This window comes from Photorhabdus africana, from assembly GCF_035181445.1.
GTDB classification, from domain to species: domain Bacteria; phylum Pseudomonadota; class Gammaproteobacteria; order Enterobacterales; family Enterobacteriaceae; genus Photorhabdus; species Photorhabdus laumondii.
In genome coordinates this window covers 21,717-43,767 of record NZ_JAXBVE010000025.1, presented here as the reverse complement: position 1 = coordinate 43,767, position 22,051 = coordinate 21,717, and the positions used below count along the sequence as shown (strand labels likewise).

Here is a 22,051-nt window from a genome sequence, read left to right as displayed (position 1 = left end):
TTCATCCCCTATATAACCAATACGCGGTGCTTTCAACAAACGCACCACTGCGTGTATAAAGGCGCAAAGCAGCAATGTTGCTGGTTTGTGTCGCAATCCTTAACTGCCGTATTTTGTGGCGTTGACACCACTGCTGCGCCGCCAACATCAATTTAGAGCCAATCCCACGGCCAATATTTCCTGGGAATACCGCCAGCAAACCCATACGAGCCTCTCCTGATCCTATATCTCGTAAGGTAACAAACCCTGCGGGTTGCCCATTATCTCCATTTACCAGCAAACATTGATGATCAAATGTCCCCAATACCGCTTTTTCCACCCAAGTCGCGTAGAAACGACCACTATCTTGCGGTTGATACCACGGGGTTCGAAAACGACTCAACGGAAATACGTTAGAAGCTACCTCCTTCAACATCGGGATATCTCGCCGCTCAGCCGAAAGCAACTTACTCTCAGAGTTGTCGTTATTAGCATTTTCTATGCCAATTATTAAGGAAAGGTCTACTTCCCCTTCCACTAACGAAAAGCCTACAGTTGATAATCCATCAATAAGATCCAATCGCTGTGCAGGTACTTTAGCTTGCACTAAAGCATACGGCTCTAACTGAGATGAGGTTAGCAGACCGGCATCAGGCGTGAAATCAAGGCGAGCGGTGGACAACCCAAAATAGTGGCTATCCCACTCTAATGATTCAATATTGGCGCGCACGGACATGGAGCAGATCCAGCAGATATTGACCATAACCAGTTTTTGACAAGGATTTTACTGTTTCTCTTAACTGTACATCATCCAGCCAACCATTACGCCAGGCGATCTCTTCAAGACAGGCAATCTTAAAACCCTGACGTTTCTCAACGGTCTGCACAAAAGTGCTGGCCTCAATCAGGCTGTCATGAGTGCCAGTATCCAACCAGGCAAAACCACGCCCTAACAACTCAATGTTTAGTTCACCACGTTCCAAATACATCTGGTTAATACTGGTAATCTCTAGTTCACCCCTGGCAGAAGGCTTGACCTGCTTGGCAAAATCTACCACTTGATTATCGTAGAAATAGAGACCCGTTACCGCCCAGTTGGATTTTGGCTTTTCTGGTTTTTCTTCAATGGAAAGAACGCGGAACGCGTCATCAAATTCCACCACCCCAAATCGTTCAGGATCCATCACTTGATAACCAAAAACAGTCGCCCCTTTTCCACGGGAAACAACATTCTTCAGTTTTGGGCTAAATCCTTGTCCAAAGTAGATATTGTCTCCCAATACCAAGCAGCAAGGCCCGCCGTTAATGAACTCCTCACCAATCAAAAATGCCTGAGCTAAACCATCCGGTGATGGCTGTTCTTTATAGCTCAAGTGAATACCAAATCTGCTACCATCACCTAACAGCCGACGGAAAGAAGGTAAATCTTCTGGCGTAGAGATAATGAGAATATCACGTATCCCTGCTAGCATGAGTACTGACAAAGGATAGTAAATCATCGGCTTATCATAAATTGGCAGTAGTTGTTTGGAAACACCTTGTGTTATCGGATGCAACCGAGTTCCCGATCCACCTGCCAGAATGATCCCTTTCATATTTACTGCCCCCATCGTCATTCAGTTTTTACCTAATCCAAGACGCTCACCGGCATAAGAACCATCTTGAACCTTACGCCACCAGTTTTCATTTTCCAAATACCATTGAACTGTTTTACGAATACCTGATTCAAATGTCTCTTGTGGTCTCCAGCCTAGCTCACGTTCAACTTTCGCCGCATCAATAGCATAACGCATATCATGGCCTGGGCGATCTGCAACATAAGTAATCAAATCTCGATAATAAGCAATGCCCGCGGGTTTCTCAGGACAAAATTCTTCCAGAAGCTCACAAATTGAACAAACCACATCAATATTTTTGCGTTCATTATGACCTCCAATATTGTAGGTTTTGCCCGGTTCAGCTTCTGTCACAACCAAATAGAGCGCTCTGGCATGGTCTTCCACATACAACCAATCGCGAATTTGTTTCCCTTCACCATATACCGGTAAAGATTTTCCTGCTAATGCATTTAAGATCATCAGTGGGATCAGTTTTTCCGGGAAATGGTAAGGACCATAGTTATTTGAACAATTGGTGATAATGACCGGTAAACCATAAGTCCGGTACCATGCTCTTACCAAATGATCGCTGGATGCTTTGGACGCCGAATATGGGCTACTTGGCGCATAAGGTGTTGTTTCGGTAAAGAAGCCCTCCTCACCATGTAAATCACCATACACTTCATCTGTTGAAATGTGGTGAAAACGGAAAACAGCTTGCTTCTCTTCACTAAGTTTCTGCCAGAAAGCACGCGCAGCTTCCAACAAAGTATAAGTACCCACAATGTTGGTTTCGATAAATGCCGCAGGGCCATCAATAGAGCGATCCACATGGCTTTCTGCCGCCAAATGCATTACACAATCCGGCTGATATTGTTCAAAGACCCGATTCAGCGCTCCGCGTTGACAGATATCAACCTGTTCAAACGCATAACGAGGGCTATCCGCAACCGGGGCAAGAGACGCCAGATTACCGGCATAAGTCAGGCTATCAACTACAACCACGCTGTCTTCTGTATTATGAATGATATGCCGTACAACAGCGGAACCAATAAAACCTGCACCACCTGTGATTAGAATACGTCTCAACGCCAGACTCCTTTTGTATCCACAATCCATTTCTGTTTAATTTCATGACTATTTACAGCTTTAAACTGATTATGATCTACCAGCATCAACAGAATATCTGCTTCTTCCAGCGCTTTTTCCAGATTAACTAATCGAGTTATTTCCTTTAAGGGAGCGGGTAATTCATGAATATGAGGCTCTACCGCCAGCGTTTCACCTGCATGCCATTGCGCAATCATACCGGTGATATGTGCTGCTGGACTCTCACGCAAATCATCAATATTTGGTTTAAATGCCAAACCAAAACAGGCAATTCTCACTTCGCTTGCACGTTTTCCACTTTCAGCCAAACAATCCGCAACAGCCGCTTTTACTTGATCCACAACCCACAATGGCTTGTCATCATTAATCATACGTGCTGTATGAATAAGGCGTGATTGTTTCGGGTTTTGAGAAACAATGAACCACGGATCAACAGCAATACAATGACCACCCACGCCAGGACCTGGTTGGAGAATATTTACACGCGGGTGGCGATTTGCCAAACTAATCAGTTCCCACACGTTGATACCTTGATCAACACAAATCAGGGAAAGTTCGTTGGCGAATGCAATGTTTACATCTCGAAAACTGTTTTCTGTCAGCTTACACATTTCTGCCGTTCTTGAATTAGTGACAACACATTCACCTTCAAGGAAAATTTTATACAGCTCACTAGCTCTGGTTGAAGATTTTGACGTCATACCACCAACAACACGGTCATTCTTAATTAATTCAACCATCACTTGCCCTGGTAACACACGTTCAGGACAGTAAGCGATATCAATATCAGACCCCTCTCCCATCTGTTGCGGGAACGTTAAATCAGGGCGCGCTGCTGCTAACCATTCGGCCATCTGCTCCGTCGCGCCTACTGGTGAGGTAGATTCTAAAATAACCAGATCACCTTTTTTCAGCACCGACGCGACAGATTCGGCTGCGGAACGGACATACGTCATATCCGGCTCATGATCGCCTTTAAAAGGCGTCGGAACCGCTATCAGAAAAGCATCTGCGGGTAACGGAGCAACCACCGCTTTCAGGTAACCGCCTTCTACGGCAACTTTCACCACTTTGTCTAGATCCGGTTCTACAATATGAATTTCACCACGGTTGATGGTTTCTACCGCATGCTGATTAACATCCACGCCAATGACTTTCTTATTACGGGATGCAAACGCTGCCGCCGTTGGCAAACCAATATAGCCAAGACCAATAACAGAAATAGTTTCAAAGCTCATAGTGTCACCTGATTTTTTTCAAAGCGTCGAGAATACGTTGACAGGCATCGCCATCCCCGTAAGGATTATGAGCGCGGCTCATTCGCTGATAGGCAGCATCGTCTGTCAACAATCGAGTCACCTCTTCCACGATAGTTCTTGTTTCCGTCCCGACCAAACGTACCGTTCCAGCATCAACTGCCTCTGGCCGTTCAGTAGTATTACGCATTACCAATACCGGTTTTCCTAAAGAAGGCGCTTCTTCCTGAATGCCGCCGGAATCCGTCAGGATCATATAGGCATGGTTCATGAGATAAACAAATGGCAAGTAGTCCTGTGGTTTGATGAGAATAACGTTATCAATATCATGCAAAATGCGCTTTACTGGCTCACTGACATTCGGGTTGAGATGAACCGGATAGACTACTTGCACATCTGGATGAGCACGGGCTATCTGTGCCAAAGCTTCACAAATTCGCTCAAATCCGCCACCAAAACTTTCACGACGATGCCCTGTCACCAGAATCATTTTTTTATTAGTATCAATAAACGGGTAGTGCTTCGCTAGCTTACTCCGCATAGCCTCGTCATTCATTATTCGATCGCGTACCCACAACAACGCATCAATCACTGTATTTCCGGTGACAAAAACCCGATTATCTGCAATTGATTCTTTCAATAAATTATTGTGAGAATTTTCTGTCGGAGCAAAATGATACATTGCCAGATGTCCAGCAATCTTACGGTTTGCCTCTTCCGGCCAAGGGGAATAAAGATCACCCGTTCTTAATCCAGCTTCAATGTGACCAACAGGGATACGTTGGTAGAACGCAGCCAAACTGGTTGCCATCGTTGTTGTTGTATCTCCGTGAACCAATACAACATCAGGCTTAAATTCTGCTAAAACGGGCTTCAATCCTTCCAAAATACGGCAGGTAATATCCGTTAGATCTTGCCCTGATTTCATAATATTGAGATCAAAATCGGGAGTAATCTCAAAAAGATGTAACACCTGATCCAACATTTCCCGATGTTGGGCGGTGACACATACTTTCGCTTCGAAGGCTTCATCCTTTGCCAATGCGTGTACTAGCGGAGCCATCTTGATAGCCTCCGGCCGAGTACCAAACACAGTCAACACTTTCACAGTGACTCTCTTATAGTCAGTAACTTGCAGATTTCCCTGCAAACAATACTCTGAATGCTATTTACTTCTGCTACTGGAGTTGCAGAAAATATCCTTCAGAAGCAGTTATTCCTAATGATTATCTGATTATTTACGCGAACATCTAACCAATGCCACGCCGGCTCCCACTAAAGCACCAACTGCTCCCCACATGATCATCAGGAACATTCTGCGAGGACTGTCTCTGGTAACAGGTTCCTCTGGTGTTCTCAAATAGCGATAAGCCTGGAATTGATCCTGTAATGTTGGATGAATATTCAACGCTGCTAACATTGCAATATTCTGGTCATAGTCCACATCATACTTAGGCCCTATTGCTGCCAAAGTCTCAAGTTGAGCCTGTAACAACGGCACCCCTAACATAAACATTTTTGAATCGGGCAATTGATCCACTGGCGTATCCGTTTGATTGCGCTGAATCCCTTGTTTTTCCGCAATTTTCAGGGACTGCTGTAATACATTCATTTCACGGTTATAAACCGCTTTAGCGACCATTTCTTGGCGCTTAACCAGTGCATCCATAGATTGGGCACGGGTAACCCATGCGCCTTTTACTTCATCATTTAAATGGGTACTAGCACGACTATTGGCAAAAGCAATGTACTGGCGCAGGAGTTGATTTGCTTGTCTAGAAGACTCAGCAATCAGTTTAATGCTGTCATTCAGCATTTTTTTATCATCATGAGGAATAAATTGAATATTATTGACTAATTCATCTAATAAGGCCGCATCGGCTCTGACATCGCCTTCCTGATGCTGCTTGTAATAATCAGATTTCAACCAAAATTCACGGCGAGTATCATATGCGGCAACCTGAGTGATGAACTCCTTATAGGCTTCTTCTGGAATAGACGGTAACTGAGTTTCCAGTGAAATGTTAATGTGAGTATCCAGATTGCGCAAAAACTGCTGCTGAGAGTAATAACTTCCCAACTGATTAGTCGTAGGCAGATCAGTGATTGCAGTGGCACTCCATTTTTGTTGCATTAGATAAGATGCCCCTAGCGCCGCGGTTGCAAAAATTATTGCCAGTACAACGATCCATACCTTTCCATGCCATAGCGCACTGCACAAGGCTCTGATATCCAGCTCATGCTCCAGAGCTTGTTCATCCTGAATAGATTTCGTTTCTGATTTTATCACTGCACAGAACCTCTGCTGATAATAGATGTTTAATGGTTAGCTGAACGGCGCATACGACGCTTTTGCCGTTTAATGAAACGAGCTACCTTCCATACACGCTTGAGGCAATAGCCATACAACACAAATGCAAGCAAGAACAGTGCCAACATTATCCACTCAGGCACAAATTCCAGCCATTCTCCAGTAATGCCGACAGCGGCTAATAAAGTGGCAGCAACAGTGATTAAAATAAAAGCCTGACACGATGAGAATCCAGACCGCATAACTAGGTGGTGAATATGTTGCCTGTCAGGAGAAAATGGACTCATTCCTTTCCGTAACCGACGGTACATAATAGCAACCATATCCATTAATGGAATGGCAACAATCCACAACGCAGTAACTGGATTAACAGGATGCTCATTCCCCTGAGTAGATTCAATGAGCAGCCAGATAATGGTAAAACCAATCAGTGTACTGCCCGCATCCCCCATAAACACTTTGAAACGTTGGCTTAATAAACCAAGATTAAGAACAATATAAGGGAGAATGGCAGCAATAAATGCAAAACACCATAATGCTAGCGCCGTATTACCACTTTGATACAGTAAGATCCCCAAAGCACCGAAGGAGACACAGGATAATCCGCCTAATAATCCATCTATCCCATCAACCATATTGAATGCATTGATAGCAGCCCAGACAGCAAATAGTGTCACAACATAACTAAATGGTCCAAGTGTCATGTCCCAAGGGCCAAAAGCATAACCAAGACTATCTAATTTCAGACCAGCAAAATACATCATCGCAATACCAACCAGAGCTTGGATGGTTGCCCGGACCTTAACGCTGATATCAAAACGGTCATCCAATGCGCCGACAAATACTAATACACCAGCACAAACTAAATATAACCACTTGTGAGGAATAAATTCTTTCGTGATAACAAAAGCAAAACAGATGCCAACAAATATTGATATTCCTCCAACCAGAGGCACTAACCCCTGATGACACTTACGATAATTGGGCTTATCAACAAGGCCAACTTTCTTTGCTATTTTGCGAGCCATAAACAAAAACGCAAAAGAAAACAGAAAAACATAAAAAATTTCAATATTCATGCTGAGAATATTCACGATGATAACTCTCTGTAAAAAGTAAACACACCCTGGTCATTTATCAACCGAAAGCATGTGATTTTCTAGCCAAAATCTACCCTCACGAGCGCCTTAGCTGACGAAAACACTGCTTATATGAAAAAATTAATGGCCCTTATGCTCTTACATCATTCTTTTAATATTTATTTCAAATATACCCGTCATCTTTCAAGTTGCCTCTTTGTTGGCTGCACTCGCTCACCCCGGTCACATAGTTTGCTATGCTCCCGGGGATTCGCTCCCTTGCCGTCGCGATGCATCTTGAAATCCATAAGGTATATATAGCAACATATACAGCTTGCAAAATACATGCCATATATAGCTATAACGTGCGGTGAATACAAAAAACGCCACGAAACTGTGGCGCTTAAAATGATCATGAACTGAGTTAAAAACTATGAACGTTTCATCATGTCAAAGAAATCGTCATTCGTTTTGCTCATAGCCAGTTTGTTGATAAGGAATTCCATCGCATCAATTTCGCCCATCGGATGAATAATTTTGCGCAGAATCCACATTTTCTGTAGCTCTTCAGAGGTAGTGAGTAGCTCTTCTTTACGTGTACCAGAACGGTTGTAATCGATAGCTGGGAAGACGCGTTTTTCAGCAATTTTACGGGAGAGATGCAGTTCCATGTTACCTGTACCTTTAAACTCTTCGTAAATCACTTCATCCATCTTGGAACCCGTATCCACCAACGCAGTCGCAATAATGGTCAAGCTTCCGCCCTCTTCCACATTACGCGCAGCACCGAAGAAACGTTTCGGACGATGTAATGCGTTAGCATCCACACCACCAGTCAATACCTTACCGGATGCAGGAACAACAGTGTTATAGGCACGCGCTAAACGAGTAATAGAGTCAAGCAGGATAATCACGTCTTTTTTGTGTTCAACCAGACGTTTTGCTTTCTCAATAACCATCTCTGCCACCTGAACGTGACGAGAAGCTGGCTCATCAAAAGTAGAAGCAATAACCTCACCTTTTACCAAGCGTTGCATTTCAGTGACTTCTTCTGGACGTTCATCAATCAGAAGTACCATCAATACACAGTCTGGATGATTGTGAGCAATGTTAGCAGCAATATTTTGCAGCAACATCGTCTTACCCGCTTTTGGTGGCGCGACGATCAGACCACGTTGTCCACGGCCAATCGGTGCAGCCAGATCCAGTACGCGTGCTGTCAGATCCTCAGTGGAACCATTACCACGTTCCATACGCAGGCGGCTATTAGCATGCAGCGGGGTTAAGTTTTCAAAAAGAATTTTACTGCGGGCATTTTCTGGTTTGTCAAAATTAACTTCGTTAACCTTCAACAGGGCAAAATAGCGTTCACCTTCTTTAGGTGGACGAATTTTACCTGAAATTGTGTCACCGGTGCGGAGGTTAAAACGACGGATTTGGCTGGGAGAAACGTAGATATCATCGGGGCCGGCAAGGTAGGAGCTGTCTGCTGAACGGAGGAATCCAAAGCCATCCTGCAATATCTCCAGCACGCCATCACCGAAGATATCTTCCCCACTTTTCGCATGCTGCTTAAGGATAGAGAAGATAATATCTTGTTTACGCATACGGGCTAGATTTTCCAGCCCCATATTTTCGCCGAGTGTAATCAGTTCAGATACCGGCGTATTCTTTAATTCGGTAAGATTCATAATGGTGGGTTCTTAAACTCGGGGTATATCTCGAACTATGAACGTGAATAGTATGGCAGCGTCATCGATCGGTGCCTGTTTATTTTGTACAAAAACAAATCAGACCTTTAATACATTATTCATATAAAAAGGTAATAATTTGAAGTACTAAGATTGTGCTCAAATAAGACTGACAGGCTGTCAAAAACGCTGTTGAGATAATGCTGAAACATTACTGATTTCTATAAAAACTATCTCAACGTAACAAGCTATACGCCAGATTATTCCCGTATAACCCATTGGATATTTTAGACTATCCAGAGATAACAGACTTATCAGACACTACAGATTATTCAGTATGCAACATACTTCTAACATGATGTATGTGATACAAGCAGTGGCGCTAACTTATCACGCTTCTTTACGGACGTCTAGCGGCCAATGAAATAAATAATAATATACGCTAAACGCCCGGCATTAATGTGAGCTCACTTCAATCAGAGATTAGCATCCAAAAATTCTTTCAATTGAGTTTTTGACAGTGCTCCCACTTTCGTAGCAGCAACCTGACCATCTTTAAACAACAACAGTGTAGGAATACCACGGATACCATACTTAGGAGCGGTTACCGGGTTGTCATCAATGTTCAATTTAGCAATAGTCAGTTTGCCCGAATATTCTGGGGCAATTTCATCTAAAATAGGTGCAATCATTTTACATGGTCCACACCAGGCAGCCCAAAAATCGACAAGAACTGGACCTACTGCATTAAGAACGTCAGTATCAAAGCTAGCATCACTCAAATGAATAATTTTGTCGCTCATTTTTTACTCCAAAGAATAATTTTTTACCATGCTAGTGTAACATTACTGATATAAGGTTGCCTTTATTTCAGCGGATACACTTTCGTAAGACAATGGTTAACTGATATTCTACCACACTATGAGTAAAACACACTTGACAGAAAAGAAGTTTTCCGACTTCGCCTTGCACCCCAAGGTTATAGAAGCTCTTGATAATAAGGGATTTTCTAATTGTACACCGATACAAGCACTGACATTGCCTTTCACTGTCGAAGGTCGTGATGTCGCGGGGCAAGCGCAAACCGGTACGGGGAAGACGCTAGCATTTTTAGCGTCTGCTTTTCATTATTTACTGACTCATCCCGCAGCGGAGGAGCGTCAAACCAATCAGCCAAGAGCGCTGATTATGGCTCCTACCCGCGAGCTCGCTGTACAGATTCATTCTGATGCAGAAGATCTGGCACAGGCAACAGGTCTAAAGATGGGTCTTGCCTACGGCGGTGATGGTTACGACAAACAGCTGAAAATACTGGAATCCGGAGTTGACATCCTTATCGGCACTACCGGACGTCTGATCGACTATACCAAACAGGGGCACATTAATCTGAATGTGGTCCAAGTTGTGGTTCTTGATGAAGCTGATCGCATGTACGATCTCGGTTTTATCAAAGACATCCGCTGGCTATTCCGTCGGATGCCACCAGCAAACGAACGTATGAACCTACTGTTTTCTGCCACACTCTCTTACCGAGTCCGAGAACTGGCATTTGAGCAAATGAATCATGCAGAATATATCGAGGTAGAACCGTTACAGAAAACGGGACACCGTATACGCGAAGAGCTGTTTTATCCTTCTAATGAAGAAAAGATGCGCCTGCTTCAAACATTATTGGAAGAAGAGTGGCCTGATCGATGCATTATTTTCGCCAATACCAAATATCGCTGTGAAGATATCTGGGCGCATCTGGCTGCTGACGGACATCGAGTTGGGTTACTAACCGGTGATGTAGCACAAAAAAAACGGTTACGCATTCTGGAAGAATTCAGCAACGGCAATATTGATATTCTGGTTGCAACTGATGTCGCAGCCCGTGGATTGCACATTCCTTCAGTCACTCATGTTCTTAATTATGACTTACCAGACGACTGCGAGGATTATGTTCACCGCATTGGCCGTACTGGTCGTGCAGGTGAAAGTGGTCATTCGATCAGCCTGGCCTGTGAAGAATATGCACTAAACCTGCCAGCGATTGAAGATTATATTCAACACCCTATCCCGGTCAGCAAATATAACAGTCAAGCCTTGCTGAAAGATTTACCGGCACCTAAACGCCGACATCGTTCACGTTCAGGAAACCATCAGCGCCGTAACAATTTGTCGCATCGTAATAATACACCACGTAATAACCGTAAACGTTCAGGCTGAAAATGATGCTGAGTTCTTCTTCGCTCTATGCGGCTATCGACCTGGGTTCAAACAGTTTTCATATGCTGGTTGTGCGTGAAGTATCCGGCAGTATGCAAATACTGGCACGAATCAAACGTAAAGTCAGGCTGGCCGCCGGATTAGATAAAAATAACTGCTTATCTCAACAGGCAATGGAGAGAGGCTGGCAATGTCTCAGGATTTTTTCTGAACGCTTACAGGATATACCTCCATCACAAATCCGCGTTGTTGCTACGGCAACTTTACGCATCGCTGAAAATTCAGACGCATTTGTGAAAAAAGCATCAGAAATCCTTGATTGTCCGGTTAAGGTAATCAGTGGCGAAGATGAAGCTCGGCTTATTTATCAAGGCGTTGCCCATACAACTGGCGGCCCTGAAAAACGTCTGGTTGTGGATATTGGTGGTGCAAGTACAGAACTGGTTACGGGGAATGGGGCAAAAGCCTCTCAGTTATCCAGCCTAAGTATGGGTTGTGTTACCTGGCTTGAAGGCTACTTTAATGACCGTAGCCTGACGGAAGAAAATTTCGCCAAAGCCGAAGCTGCCGCACATGAAACATTGAAACCCATTGCCCCAAAACTTATCGAACAAGGCTGGCAGACTTGTGTAGGCGCTTCCGGTACCGTTCAGGCTCTGCAAGAAATCATGATTGCTCAAGGTATGGATGAACTGATCACTTTGCCGAAACTTCAAGAGCTCAAACATAAAGCGATTGAATGCGGTAAGCTGGAAGAGCTGGAAATAGAAGGATTGACGCTGGAACGGGCTTTGGTTTTCCCAAGTGGCCTTGCTATCCTGATAGCGATTTTCCAGGCATTAAATATTGAAAGTATGATCCTTGCGGGCGGCGCTTTACGGGAAGGTCTTGTTTACGGCATGCTGGATTTACCAATAGAACCAGACATTCGTACCAGAACACTACGTAATATACAGCGACGTTTTCAGCTAGACGTTGAACAGTCTCAACGGGTCAAACAATTGGCTGAACACTTCCTACAACAGGTTGCTAAACCTTGGGAGCTTGATAGCCGATGTCATGAATTATTACAAAGTGCCTGTCTGATACATGAAATTGGCCTAAGTATTGATTTCCATCAAGCTCCATCACATGCGGCCTATCTGATCAATTATCTCGCTCTCCCCGGCTATACGCCTGCACAGAAAAAACTCTTAGCCACATTGCTAAAGAACCAGAGTGGCCCTATTGATTTGTTTTCCTTTAATCAACAAAACGCCTTACCTCTGATACAAGCTCAACGTTTATGTCGTTTGTTGCGGTTAGCTATCATCTTCGCCAACCGTCGTCGAGATGACACGCTCCCTGCTCTACGTTTAAAAGTGAGTGATGAAGCGTTAACAATAACGTTACCTCATGTGAATGGCTGGCTAATGCAACACCCTCTGAGGGCAGAGTCTTTACAGCAAGAAATCCAGTGGCAAAGCCATGCTCAATGGTCACTTGTTTTAGGCGAGCAGGACACTCAAACCTGAATAATATCACTTTCCCTGTATCTCTGTGATACAGGGAATCTCCAACATATTTACGACTTATTTTTTTGTCCAAGCCCTAAACGCGATTTGATATCCGCAATACGCGATTGCCCTTTTTGCATTCTTTCTTCGGCAGTCACTATTTTTTTATCTTGTGGCCAATGTAAGTCATCCTGTGGCAACTCATGCAAAAAACGACTTGGTTCTGGACGGATTAACTCGCCATATTGACGACGCTCTTTACATAAAGTAAAAAATAACTCCCGTTGAGCGCGGGTGATCCCTACATAAGCCAGTCGTCGCTCTTCATCAATATTTTCTTCATCAATACTGCTCTGATGAGGCAACAGCCCTTCCTCCATACCGACCAGAAATACATAGGGAAACTCCAATCCTTTGGAAGCATGTAGAGTCATCAACTGCACCTGATCAAACTCCTCACCATCTTCATCTCGCTCCAGCATATCCCGTAATGTGAAACGCGCAACCACCTGAGATAAAGTCATTGACTCGTTTAGTTCATCACCTTCCAGCATTTCACTCATCCAAGTGAATAACTGATTAATATTTTTCATCCGCATTTCAGCCGCTTTTGGACTCGGTGATGTTTCGTACAGCCAGCTTTCATAATCCATACCATGTAGTAGATCACGCACAGCGAGCAAAGGATCTCGTTCAACCTGACGCGTTATCTCATCCATCCAGTGAGTAAAACGCTGTAATGCCGCCAAACCGCGGCCAGTTAGACTTTGTTCCAAACCAAGATCGAAACTAGCCTGATAGAGACTTTTATTACGCTGATTCGCCCACTCACCCAGTTTTTGAATGGTAGCCGCGCCAATTTCGCGTCTTGGTGTATTCACAATTCTTAGGAATGCGCTGTCATCTTCGGGATTAGTCAGCACCCGCAGATAAGCGAGCAAATCTTTAATTTCAGGGCGGGCAAAGAAAGAAGTACCACCAGAAATCCGGTAAGGAATGCGATTTTGCATCAGCATCTTTTCAAACACGCGGGATTGATGATTTCCTCGATAGAGAATAGCGTAATCTTTATATTGGGTCTTATTGATAAAATGATGTGCCATCAGCTCCCCAATAACCCTTTCCGCCTCATGCTCTTCATTATTAGCTGTAATCACTTTCAATGGATCACCATATCCCAGTTCAGAAAAAAGCCGTTTTTCAAACACGTGGGGGTTATTGGCAATCAAAATATTAGCTGCTTTCAGAATACAGCCAGAGGAACGATAGTTCTGTTCTAATTTGATCACATTAAGCTTAGGGAAATCCTCTTTCAGTAACACCAAATTTTGTGGTCTTGCACCGCGCCATGAATAGATCGACTGGTCATCATCACCCACCACCGTAAAACGAGCCCTTTGTCCCACCAACAATTTAACCAGTTGATATTGACTGGTATTGGTGTCCTGATATTCATCTACCAACAGATAACGGATACGGTTTTGCCAACGCTCCCTGACTTCTTCATCACGCTGCATTAGCAAAGTCGGTTTGGTAATCAAATCGTCAAAATCCAATACATTACAGCTCGCCAGATGTAAATCATAACGGCGATAACATTCAGCAAACTGATGCTCCTGAGCAGAACGGGCTAATGCCAAAACTTGCTGTGGAGAAAGCAGATCATTTTTCCAGTTTGAAATGGTAGAGATCAATTTTTGTAATAGATCTTTATCTTCCTCCAGTAAATCGGCTGTTAAATCTTTCAACAGAGCCATCTGGTCCTGATCATCAAACAACGAGAAATTGCTTTTCATTCCTAAAGCTTTGTACTCGTGCTTAATGATTTCTAATCCCAAAGTGTGGAAAGTAGAAATCATCAGCCCCTTAGCCTCTTTGCGCCCCAGAGTTTGTGCTACACGCTCTTTCATTTCCCGTGCGGCTTTATTAGTAAACGTCACAGCGGCGATATGGCGAGGCTGATAGCCACAAGTACGGATAAGATGAGCAATTTTATTGGTGATCACTCTAGTTTTACCAGAACCCGCCCCCGCCAGGACCAGACAAGGACCGGTAACAAATTCGACAGCTTGTTGTTGGCTAGGATTTAATCGCATGGTATTTAATAAGTTATGTCAAAGCAGTACTTCAAGAGATGGAATTGTAGCAGAAAGGGGAGAAAGGAAACGCCGTTTTCTTTATGAAGGAAAAACACTCTATTAGTTGGTAAATAGCGACTTATCCCCCAAAACTTTAGCAAACGGTCTCAGAACCATATTCATTGGATTCAAAGAGGGAGGATTTCTCCCCCTTATCTTTATCAATATCAACCACCAACTGCAATACGTTTCATATCTGTCATGTAACCACGTAATACACGGCCAACAACTTCAATTGGGTGGTGACGAATAGCCTCGTTTACATCGCGCAACTGGGCGTTATCAATACCGTTATCTACAACGGGCTTACCTAAATCACCCGCCTGTAGCGAACCCATAAACTTCTCTTTCAGCAGTGGGACCGCAACATGAGAGAACAAATAGTTACCATATTCTGCTGTATCAGAAATAACGACATTCATTTCGTACAGGCGTTTACGAGAGATAGTATTCGCAATCAGCGGTAATTCATGCAGAGATTCATAATAGGCAGATTCAGCAATAATACCGGTATCAACCATAACTTCGAATGCCAGTTCAACTCCGGCTTTCACCATAGCAACCATTAAAACGCCATGATCAAAGTATTCCTGCTCACTGATTTTGCCATCATATTCAGGTGAATTCTCAAACGGAGTGTTACCCGTTTCCTCACGCCAACCTAACAGGTTCTTATCATCATTGGCCCAGTCAGCCATCATACCGGAAGAAAATTCACCAGAAATGATATCATCCATATGTTTCTGGAACAGTGGCGTCATCAGTTCTTTCAACTGCTCAGACAGCGCATACGCTCGTAATTTTGCCGGGTTAGACAGACGGTCCATCATCAGGGTGATACCACCTTGTTTCAGTGCTTCTGTGATGGTCTCCCAACCAAACTGGATCAATTTTCCTGCATAACCCGGCTCAGCGCCATCTGCCACCAGTTTGTCATAACACAGCAGTGAACCCGCCTGTAACATACCGCACAGAATAGTTTGCTCACCCATCAGGTCAGATTTCACTTCAGCCACGAAAGAAGATTCCAGAACACCGGCGCGATGCGCTCCCGTTGCCGCAGCCCATGCCTTAGCGATTGCCATGCCTTCACCTTTCGGATCGTTTTCCGGGTGAACTGCGATCAAAGTAGGCACACCAAAACCCCGTTTATATTCTTCACGCACTTCGGTGCCAGGACACTTAGGCGCGACCATCACCACAGTGATGTCTTTACGGATTTGTTCACCGACTTCAACAATATTTAAGCCGTGAGAATAACCCAGTGCAGCGCCTTCTTTCATCAACGGTTGAACTGCGCGAACAACAGAAGAGTGTTGCTTATCTGGCGTCAGGTTAATCACCAAATCAGCCTGCGGTATTAACTCTTCATAAGTACCGACTTGGAAACCATTTTCCGTTGCTTTACGCCATGAAGCGCGTTTTTCTTCAATGGCCTCTTTACGTAGGGCATAAGCGATATCCAGACCGGAGTCACGCATATTCAGGCCCTGATTCAGCCCCTGCGCTCCACAACCGACGATAATCACTTTTTTATCTTTTAAATATCCTGTCTCATCAACAAACTCTTCCCGCGCCATAAAACGACATTTACCTAACTGCCCCAACTGCTGACGCAAATTCAGCGTATTAAAATAATTAGCCATTAGTGACTCCGTTATCATGTTGTGCTCAGCGATGAAGTGCTGCGACTATTTTTTAGATTTCCTCACCCTGTGAGGCGTTTATATATTTTCAATATATGACATGAAAGCCATTGCTTAAATTGATATATTAACAATACTATATTGCATTTTGTGCAATACAGACTATTAGATAGAAGAAGGAGAATGGGCTATGGATATACGTGATCTCAAACTGTTTCTACATCTGGCTGAAAGCTGCCATTTTGGCCGCACAGCAAAAGCAATGCATGTCAGTCCATCCACATTATCCCGCCAAATTCAACGTATTGAAGATATTTTGGGACATCCATTATTTTTACGGGATAATCGCACCGTAAAACTGACCTTTGCCGGCGAGCAATTTAAACAATTTGCCCAACAGACACTGTTACAATACCAGCAACTAAAACATTCATTGAATCAACAAAGCCCATCTCTAAGTGGCGAGTTACGTCTGTTTTGTTCGGTCACCGCGGCCTACAGTCACTTACCACAGCTCCTAGACCGTTTTCGTGCAGAACATCCTATGGTTGAAATCAAACTCACCACAGGTGATGCCGCAGATGCGGTCAATAAGATACAGTCTAATGATGCCGATTTAGGCATCGCCGGTAAGCCGGAAAAACTACCAGATAATGTCAGCTTCACCAAAATCGGTGAAGTCCCACTGGTACTGATCGCGCCTTCCCTCCCTTGCGCTGTACGAGCACTTGTAATACAAAAGTCCCCTGACTGGAATAGCATTCCCTTCATTTTGCCGGAACACGGCCCTTCACGTAAGCGCATTGAGCACTGGTTCCGTCACCATAAAATTATCAACCCATCGATTTACGCGACCGTGTCCGGTCATGAAGCCATTGTTTCTATGGTTGCACTGGGTTGTGGAGTGGCATTAATTCCCAATGTCGTTGTAGAAAACAGCCCTGAACCGGTACGCAGTCGCATATCTTTATTGGGCAATATTTCTCTAGTAGAGCCGTTTGAGTTGGGTATGTGCGTACAAAGAAAACGGCTTAATGAACCCTTGATTAAAGCGTTTTGGGGATTGTTATAACAAACTGGACTAACAGGTCTTTTTATTCATGACAAACCTGATGCAACTTATTTTCGGTATTATGCCAACATACTTATAATTTATGTGGCCTAATTCACAAAGAACATAAAAATATAACCATATTGTTCTCATGATAATATGTTTAATATAAGTTATAACCAATCAAAATAATTATATGAAAATATTGGCTCCTCATTAAATTTTTGGTCATTAATTATGTCACTAAAGAAAATACTTTTAATTATATCAAGTGGATAGTAGCTATTTAACATTGATAAATTCAGATATTGTTAAGATTGGCCAGCAAAAAATTAATATTCCACCCGCGATAAACAGAGTGGAAAATAATTCTCTATGCCATGTCATAACGATATTTCCCAATAGTGAAATTATTTTTTCCTAGATACCATAGGAGGTAACCTCATAATAATTATTTAATAGTATTTAGATGATATAGTAACTAATAATAATTATTTAATAAGTTAATATAATTTAATTAAAAAATAACATCAAGTTTTTATAATAATTAAATAAAACAATTAGTTCAAATACACACAACAATTTAATAAAGGACACCATCATGTTACACAAAATAGACAAATCACCGTATTTTATTAAATTCTATAAATTCCATCTACAAGATCTCGTTTTTTCTTATAATATGCAAACAGAATGGCATCATCATCCTTGTATCCAATTAAGTGTGTCACCACATAATTCACTCATGAGGATTGATACCGAAAATGAATCGAGACAGGCACATGGGTTCATTATTTCTTCTAATATTAAGCATAAATTACACTCGGAAGGGCAACTCTGTTTTAATTTACTGATAGATCTAGCCAACCCGCTATGTCATTTATTACTACATCAGATGAGAGGCTCAGATATAATATATTTAAATCAAGAATCATCTGGTTTGATAGCAAACTATTTTACTCATTGTTTACAATCAGAAACCTCTCCAGATATTTTCATCTTAAATAACCTTTTAGGTAAAATAGAAGATTGCCATTGTTATCAGGATAAACGAATCATGAAAGCAGCCTCTCTTATTACTGAATTACCGGTTAAATGTATATCTTCTCGTGAAATATCAAATCAACTCTATTTATCCGAAAGTCGATTCTTACATCTCTTTAGAGAGAAAATGGGAACTAATTTCCGCAGTTATCTATTATGGAAACGTCTGCATCATGCTATTGATGAGATACACTCATCAGATTCACTGACTTTATTAGCGTGTAATAGCGGATTTTCCGATGGCGCACACTTCAGTCGTACCTGTATGACGCTATATGGATTAAGGCCCTCTGAATTAAAACATGCCAGTAAGAACAGAATTCAACAAGCACAACAAAAATATTTCAATTTATCATCAACATTAACAGGTTTAAATTTTACAAAGAAAAATATCTGTGTTATGAATAAATAGTATTTTTGATAAATTACCTAAAATAAATAATTTCTATTTATAACCGTTATTATCAAAGCCAATATGTTAGAGATTCTGTATCATTTTATTCCTAATAGAACATTGACTATATTATGCACTCTTAGTAATGATACAGAATTCAGAACAACACCATAAAAATACTACCCAATAAACCCTCAATCCACGACAAATAAAATATACCCGTTATCCTTCAAGTTGCCTCTTTGTTGGCTGCACTCGCTCACCCCGGTCACATAGTTTCCTATGCTCCCGGGGATTCACGCCCTTGCCGTCGCGATGCATCTTGAAATCCATAGGGTATATACAGAGTAAAATATCACTATTCTGTATTAATCATTCATTTTAATGGTACATGCTCTTTCAGGTAATTTTCTACCCATTTAGCGACCCGACAAGTGTCTTTATAAGCCCCTAACATCAATTCAGAACCACGGCTACTCAACCATTTCCGCCCAACGATAAATAACCCAGGATAAGGGGTTTTCCCACCTTCTGCATGACCATTTTTACAAACGAATCCATTAGCATCCGCAGCACCGGGAAGCGTTAACCATGCCGTATCATCTTTATACCCCAAACACCAGATAACCGTATCCACCTCATATTGATTGCCGGACGAATCACATAATTTATTGTCTTTTATATCAACTAACCTATTCGCTATTTTTATATCCAAAGCAGCTAATCGATAGTTTTTCAGATTGCCACAAGGGATAGGATTACGCCGCCGCATAATTTTCCCGACCAAACTGTAATAATTAGCAAATAACAGACCACTTTTGCTTAACCACCAAAAGATATCTTTGCCCAGTATTCTATTAGGTAAGAGAGGACGGGAGGAGCCACAAAATAATGTCACCTTCGCAGTTGCTGCCAAATCTTTAGCAATCTGACGACCACTCGCACCATCACCAACGATAGCAACCCGGCTGCCCGTTTTAATTTGCTTAGGTTCCCGATATTGATCTGCTGCAATTTGTTGTATATCGGTAGAAAACCGTTCAGCAAGCGCCGGAATATCAACTAATTGATTAGCCCCTGTTGCATTAACCAAACAAGGCGCATGAAATACTTTTCCATCTTTTGTTTTAACGCGATAGCCATCTGTATCATGTTTCACCTCAACCACTTCGGTTTGAGTATGTATCGCAAGGTTATGATGTGAAGCATAGCGCTCAAGATAATCAGCGACTTCATTTTTATCTGGATAACCTTCTTTAATTCCAGGAAACGGTAAGCCATGAAGTTGAGTCATACCGCGTGAAGTGAATAATAGCATATTATCTGGACGCCTGCGCCACACATCACCAATACGCGCCTCCCGCTCTAATATGCAGACATTAATATTCTTAGCCGCAAGGATGGCAGCTAAACTTAACCCGGCTTGACCGGCACCCACAATTAAGCAATCCATTTTCATCATGCGTACTCGTTTTTTAATTTAGCATTTATTTATATTTTATTTCTATCATTATCCCAATCTTAGGACAATGAAAAACTTTACAAAAGAACACTCAATAGATCAAAAAACAACGAACTTCACAAAAATATAAAAGACAATTAAAAAATTTACTTGAATTAACTGGTCATATTCGCACTAAAGTGAATATTTTGAATAAACCAGCTATTTTTAGCATAATTTTAACAATATTGACAAATCCATATAATGATCAAAGCAATAATATAGCCAATTTATTCAATAAAAATAAATTATTAATGACTATCCTTTTTGCCTACGTAACTTATGCTTTATCGCTATAACTTATAATAAGCAAAGATTAATTTATCTACTCTTTACCCTACCGGAGATGGAAAAATGGAAAATATCAAAAGTATATATGACAGTATAAAATCTCGTGGCGGAAATCCGTTGAAGTGGTTAATAGCCGATGTTGACTTTCTCTATAAGCTGTCTAAAGAAGAGCAACAAGAATTAAAAACCTGTTTGCTTAAGGACGCTTTTAATTTCCATTATCATAATAACTCTTACTACAAAGATATTTGTGAAAAACAAGGTATTAAGCCAGAAGACATCCAAAACTATAATGATTTAGTTCGCATCCCACTCATACCCGTTGCAACTTATAAATCAGCCGAAAGTCACCGTTTATTAAGCAAACCATTATCTGAAATCGAACATGAAATGCGCTCAACGGGTACCAGTGGAATTCCTAGCGTTTATCGTCGTTGCCACGATACGATGGATCATACAGTATTGGCTGTCTATTCCAATTATCGCAGTATGTTCAAAGTATCTGGCGGTGCCGGCCTATGCTTATGCCCGTCAACAGAAGATATTCCAGAAATGGCACTGGTCAAAATCTTTAATTTCCTGACAGGTTTGTTAGATACCCGACGCTATATGATTAATCAGGACCACTTCTCCCCAGAAGATGCTCTGAACCAATTAATCCAGTGGAAAGGCAAATTCACCCGGCATTTAATTGGCCCTCCATTCATGATCCATCGTTTTATTACGTTCCTAAAAGAGAATAATACCAAGCTCACTTTAGATCGCGATAGCATGGTAATTACTATGGGCGGCTGGAAACGTTTTACCGGGGATATGATCTCCCGCGGCGAATTGAATGCTGATATCGAAGAATGGATGGGCATTCCAGTTTCCCGGATACGTGATATGTATGGTCTGGTTGAAGCAAACGTTCTTGCCATCGAAGATGAATATAACCATAAGCATGTTCCTCCTTATATTCATTTCTCCGTCCGTGATCCTAACGATTTAACACGTGAATTACCTGATGGCGAAACCGGACAATTAGTGATCTTAGATCCACTCTCTGTTTCCACTCCCGGCATGTTACTGACAGAAGATTTGGTCTACTTGCGCACCGATCCTCATAAATCTTGGCGTAATTCTCAGCGAGTTCAGTTTGTTATGCGTACCGCTGCTGCTAAAGAGTTTGGTTGCTGTGCAGTCAACCTTGAGAGAAAAATGTCAGACGATGAAGGTACTTCAGCTACACCCGCTGTATAAATAGCAAGGTGGAATT

General features: G+C 42.3%; 17 protein-coding genes. 5 read left to right on the top strand and 12 right to left on the bottom strand.

Annotation, left to right across the window (positions count from 1 at the left end):
• Position 1 precedes the first annotated feature (1 nt).
• The 9 genes from rffC to trxA all read right to left on the bottom strand — a co-directional run bounded on the left by rffC (position 2) and on the right by trxA (position 9,827).
• Positions 2-715, bottom strand: a complete 714-nt coding sequence (gene rffC, locus SLS51_RS14730) for a dTDP-4-amino-4,6-dideoxy-D-galactose acyltransferase (protein WP_323839467.1) — start codon at positions 713-715, stop codon at positions 2-4.
• Positions 693-1,574, bottom strand: a complete 882-nt coding sequence (gene rfbA / locus SLS51_RS14725) for a glucose-1-phosphate thymidylyltransferase RfbA (RefSeq protein WP_323839489.1) — start codon at positions 1,572-1,574, stop codon at positions 693-695. The genes rffC and rfbA overlap by 23 nt, the downstream gene beginning before the upstream one ends.
• Before the next feature lie 21 nt (positions 1,575-1,595).
• Complete coding sequence (gene rffG, locus SLS51_RS14720; protein WP_323839466.1) at positions 1,596-2,666, bottom strand: dTDP-glucose 4,6-dehydratase; 1,071 nt, start codon at positions 2,664-2,666, stop codon at positions 1,596-1,598.
• Positions 2,663-3,925, bottom strand: coding sequence for a UDP-N-acetyl-D-mannosamine dehydrogenase (gene wecC / locus SLS51_RS14715; protein ID WP_323839465.1), 1,263 nt, complete (start codon positions 3,923-3,925; stop codon positions 2,663-2,665). Before wecC ends, rffG begins: the two co-directional genes overlap by 4 nt.
• Positions 3,926-3,929: 4 nt before the next feature.
• Positions 3,930-5,051 (bottom strand): non-hydrolyzing UDP-N-acetylglucosamine 2-epimerase, encoded by a 1,122-nt coding sequence (gene wecB / locus SLS51_RS14710; RefSeq protein WP_323839464.1) that lies wholly within the window; start codon positions 5,049-5,051, stop codon positions 3,930-3,932.
• A 126-nt stretch (positions 5,052-5,177) separates the two neighbouring features.
• Entirely contained in the window at positions 5,178-6,233 is a 1,056-nt protein-coding gene (wzzE, locus tag SLS51_RS14705; RefSeq protein ID WP_323839463.1) for an ECA polysaccharide chain length modulation protein, read from the bottom strand.
• 29 nt (positions 6,234-6,262) lie between these two features.
• Positions 6,263-7,348 (bottom strand): UDP-N-acetylglucosamine--undecaprenyl-phosphate N-acetylglucosaminephosphotransferase, encoded by a 1,086-nt coding sequence (gene wecA, locus SLS51_RS14700; RefSeq protein ID WP_323839462.1) that lies wholly within the window; start codon positions 7,346-7,348, stop codon positions 6,263-6,265.
• A gap of 416 nt (positions 7,349-7,764) precedes the next feature.
• Positions 7,765-9,024: a transcription termination factor Rho gene (gene rho, locus SLS51_RS14695; RefSeq protein WP_011148733.1), complete on the bottom strand. Its 1,260-nt coding sequence runs from the start codon at positions 9,022-9,024 to the stop codon at positions 7,765-7,767.
• A gap of 476 nt (positions 9,025-9,500) precedes the next feature.
• Positions 9,501-9,827 carry a thioredoxin TrxA gene (trxA, locus tag SLS51_RS14690; RefSeq protein WP_323839461.1) on the bottom strand — a complete coding sequence of 109 codons (327 nt, stop codon included), beginning with the start codon at positions 9,825-9,827 and terminating at the stop codon, positions 9,501-9,503.
• Between the two features lie 118 nt (positions 9,828-9,945).
• Between trxA and rhlB the strand changes: the two genes are divergently transcribed.
• Both rhlB and gppA read left to right on the top strand, forming a co-directional pair.
• Entirely contained in the window at positions 9,946-11,232 is a 1,287-nt protein-coding gene (gene rhlB / locus SLS51_RS14685) for an ATP-dependent RNA helicase RhlB (RefSeq protein WP_323839460.1), read from the top strand.
• A 5-nt stretch (positions 11,233-11,237) separates the two neighbouring features.
• Positions 11,238-12,746 (top strand): guanosine-5'-triphosphate,3'-diphosphate diphosphatase, encoded by a 1,509-nt coding sequence (gene gppA / locus SLS51_RS14680; protein ID WP_323839488.1) that lies wholly within the window; start codon positions 11,238-11,240, stop codon positions 12,744-12,746.
• A 50-nt stretch (positions 12,747-12,796) separates the two neighbouring features.
• On the opposite strand, the gene rep is transcribed toward gppA, so the two are convergent.
• The gene (rep, locus tag SLS51_RS14675; protein WP_323839459.1) at positions 12,797-14,824 is read right to left on the bottom strand and encodes a DNA helicase Rep; all 2,028 of its coding nucleotides are present in this window, start codon (positions 14,822-14,824) and stop codon (positions 12,797-12,799) included.
• A 209-nt stretch (positions 14,825-15,033) separates the two neighbouring features.
• Positions 15,034-16,512: a ketol-acid reductoisomerase gene (ilvC, locus tag SLS51_RS14670; RefSeq protein ID WP_323839458.1), complete on the bottom strand. Its 1,479-nt coding sequence runs from the start codon at positions 16,510-16,512 to the stop codon at positions 15,034-15,036.
• A 190-nt stretch (positions 16,513-16,702) separates the two neighbouring features.
• On the opposite strand from ilvC, the gene ilvY reads away from it, so the two are divergent.
• Both ilvY and SLS51_RS14660 read left to right on the top strand, forming a co-directional pair.
• The gene (gene ilvY, locus SLS51_RS14665; protein WP_323839457.1) at positions 16,703-17,584 is read left to right on the top strand and encodes an HTH-type transcriptional activator IlvY; all 882 of its coding nucleotides are present in this window, start codon (positions 16,703-16,705) and stop codon (positions 17,582-17,584) included.
• A gap of 580 nt (positions 17,585-18,164) precedes the next feature.
• Positions 18,165-19,019 (top strand): AraC family transcriptional regulator, encoded by an 855-nt coding sequence (locus SLS51_RS14660; protein ID WP_323839456.1) that lies wholly within the window; start codon positions 18,165-18,167, stop codon positions 19,017-19,019.
• A gap of 358 nt (positions 19,020-19,377) precedes the next feature.
• On the opposite strand, the gene SLS51_RS14655 is transcribed toward SLS51_RS14660, so the two are convergent.
• Entirely contained in the window at positions 19,378-20,463 is a 1,086-nt protein-coding gene (locus SLS51_RS14655; RefSeq protein WP_323839455.1) for a flavin-containing monooxygenase, read from the bottom strand.
• A 393-nt stretch (positions 20,464-20,856) separates the two neighbouring features.
• Between SLS51_RS14655 and SLS51_RS14650 the strand changes: the two genes are divergently transcribed.
• Complete coding sequence (locus SLS51_RS14650; protein ID WP_323839454.1) at positions 20,857-22,035, top strand: LuxE/PaaK family acyltransferase; 1,179 nt, start codon at positions 20,857-20,859, stop codon at positions 22,033-22,035.
• Positions 22,036-22,051: the final 16 nt, after the last annotated feature.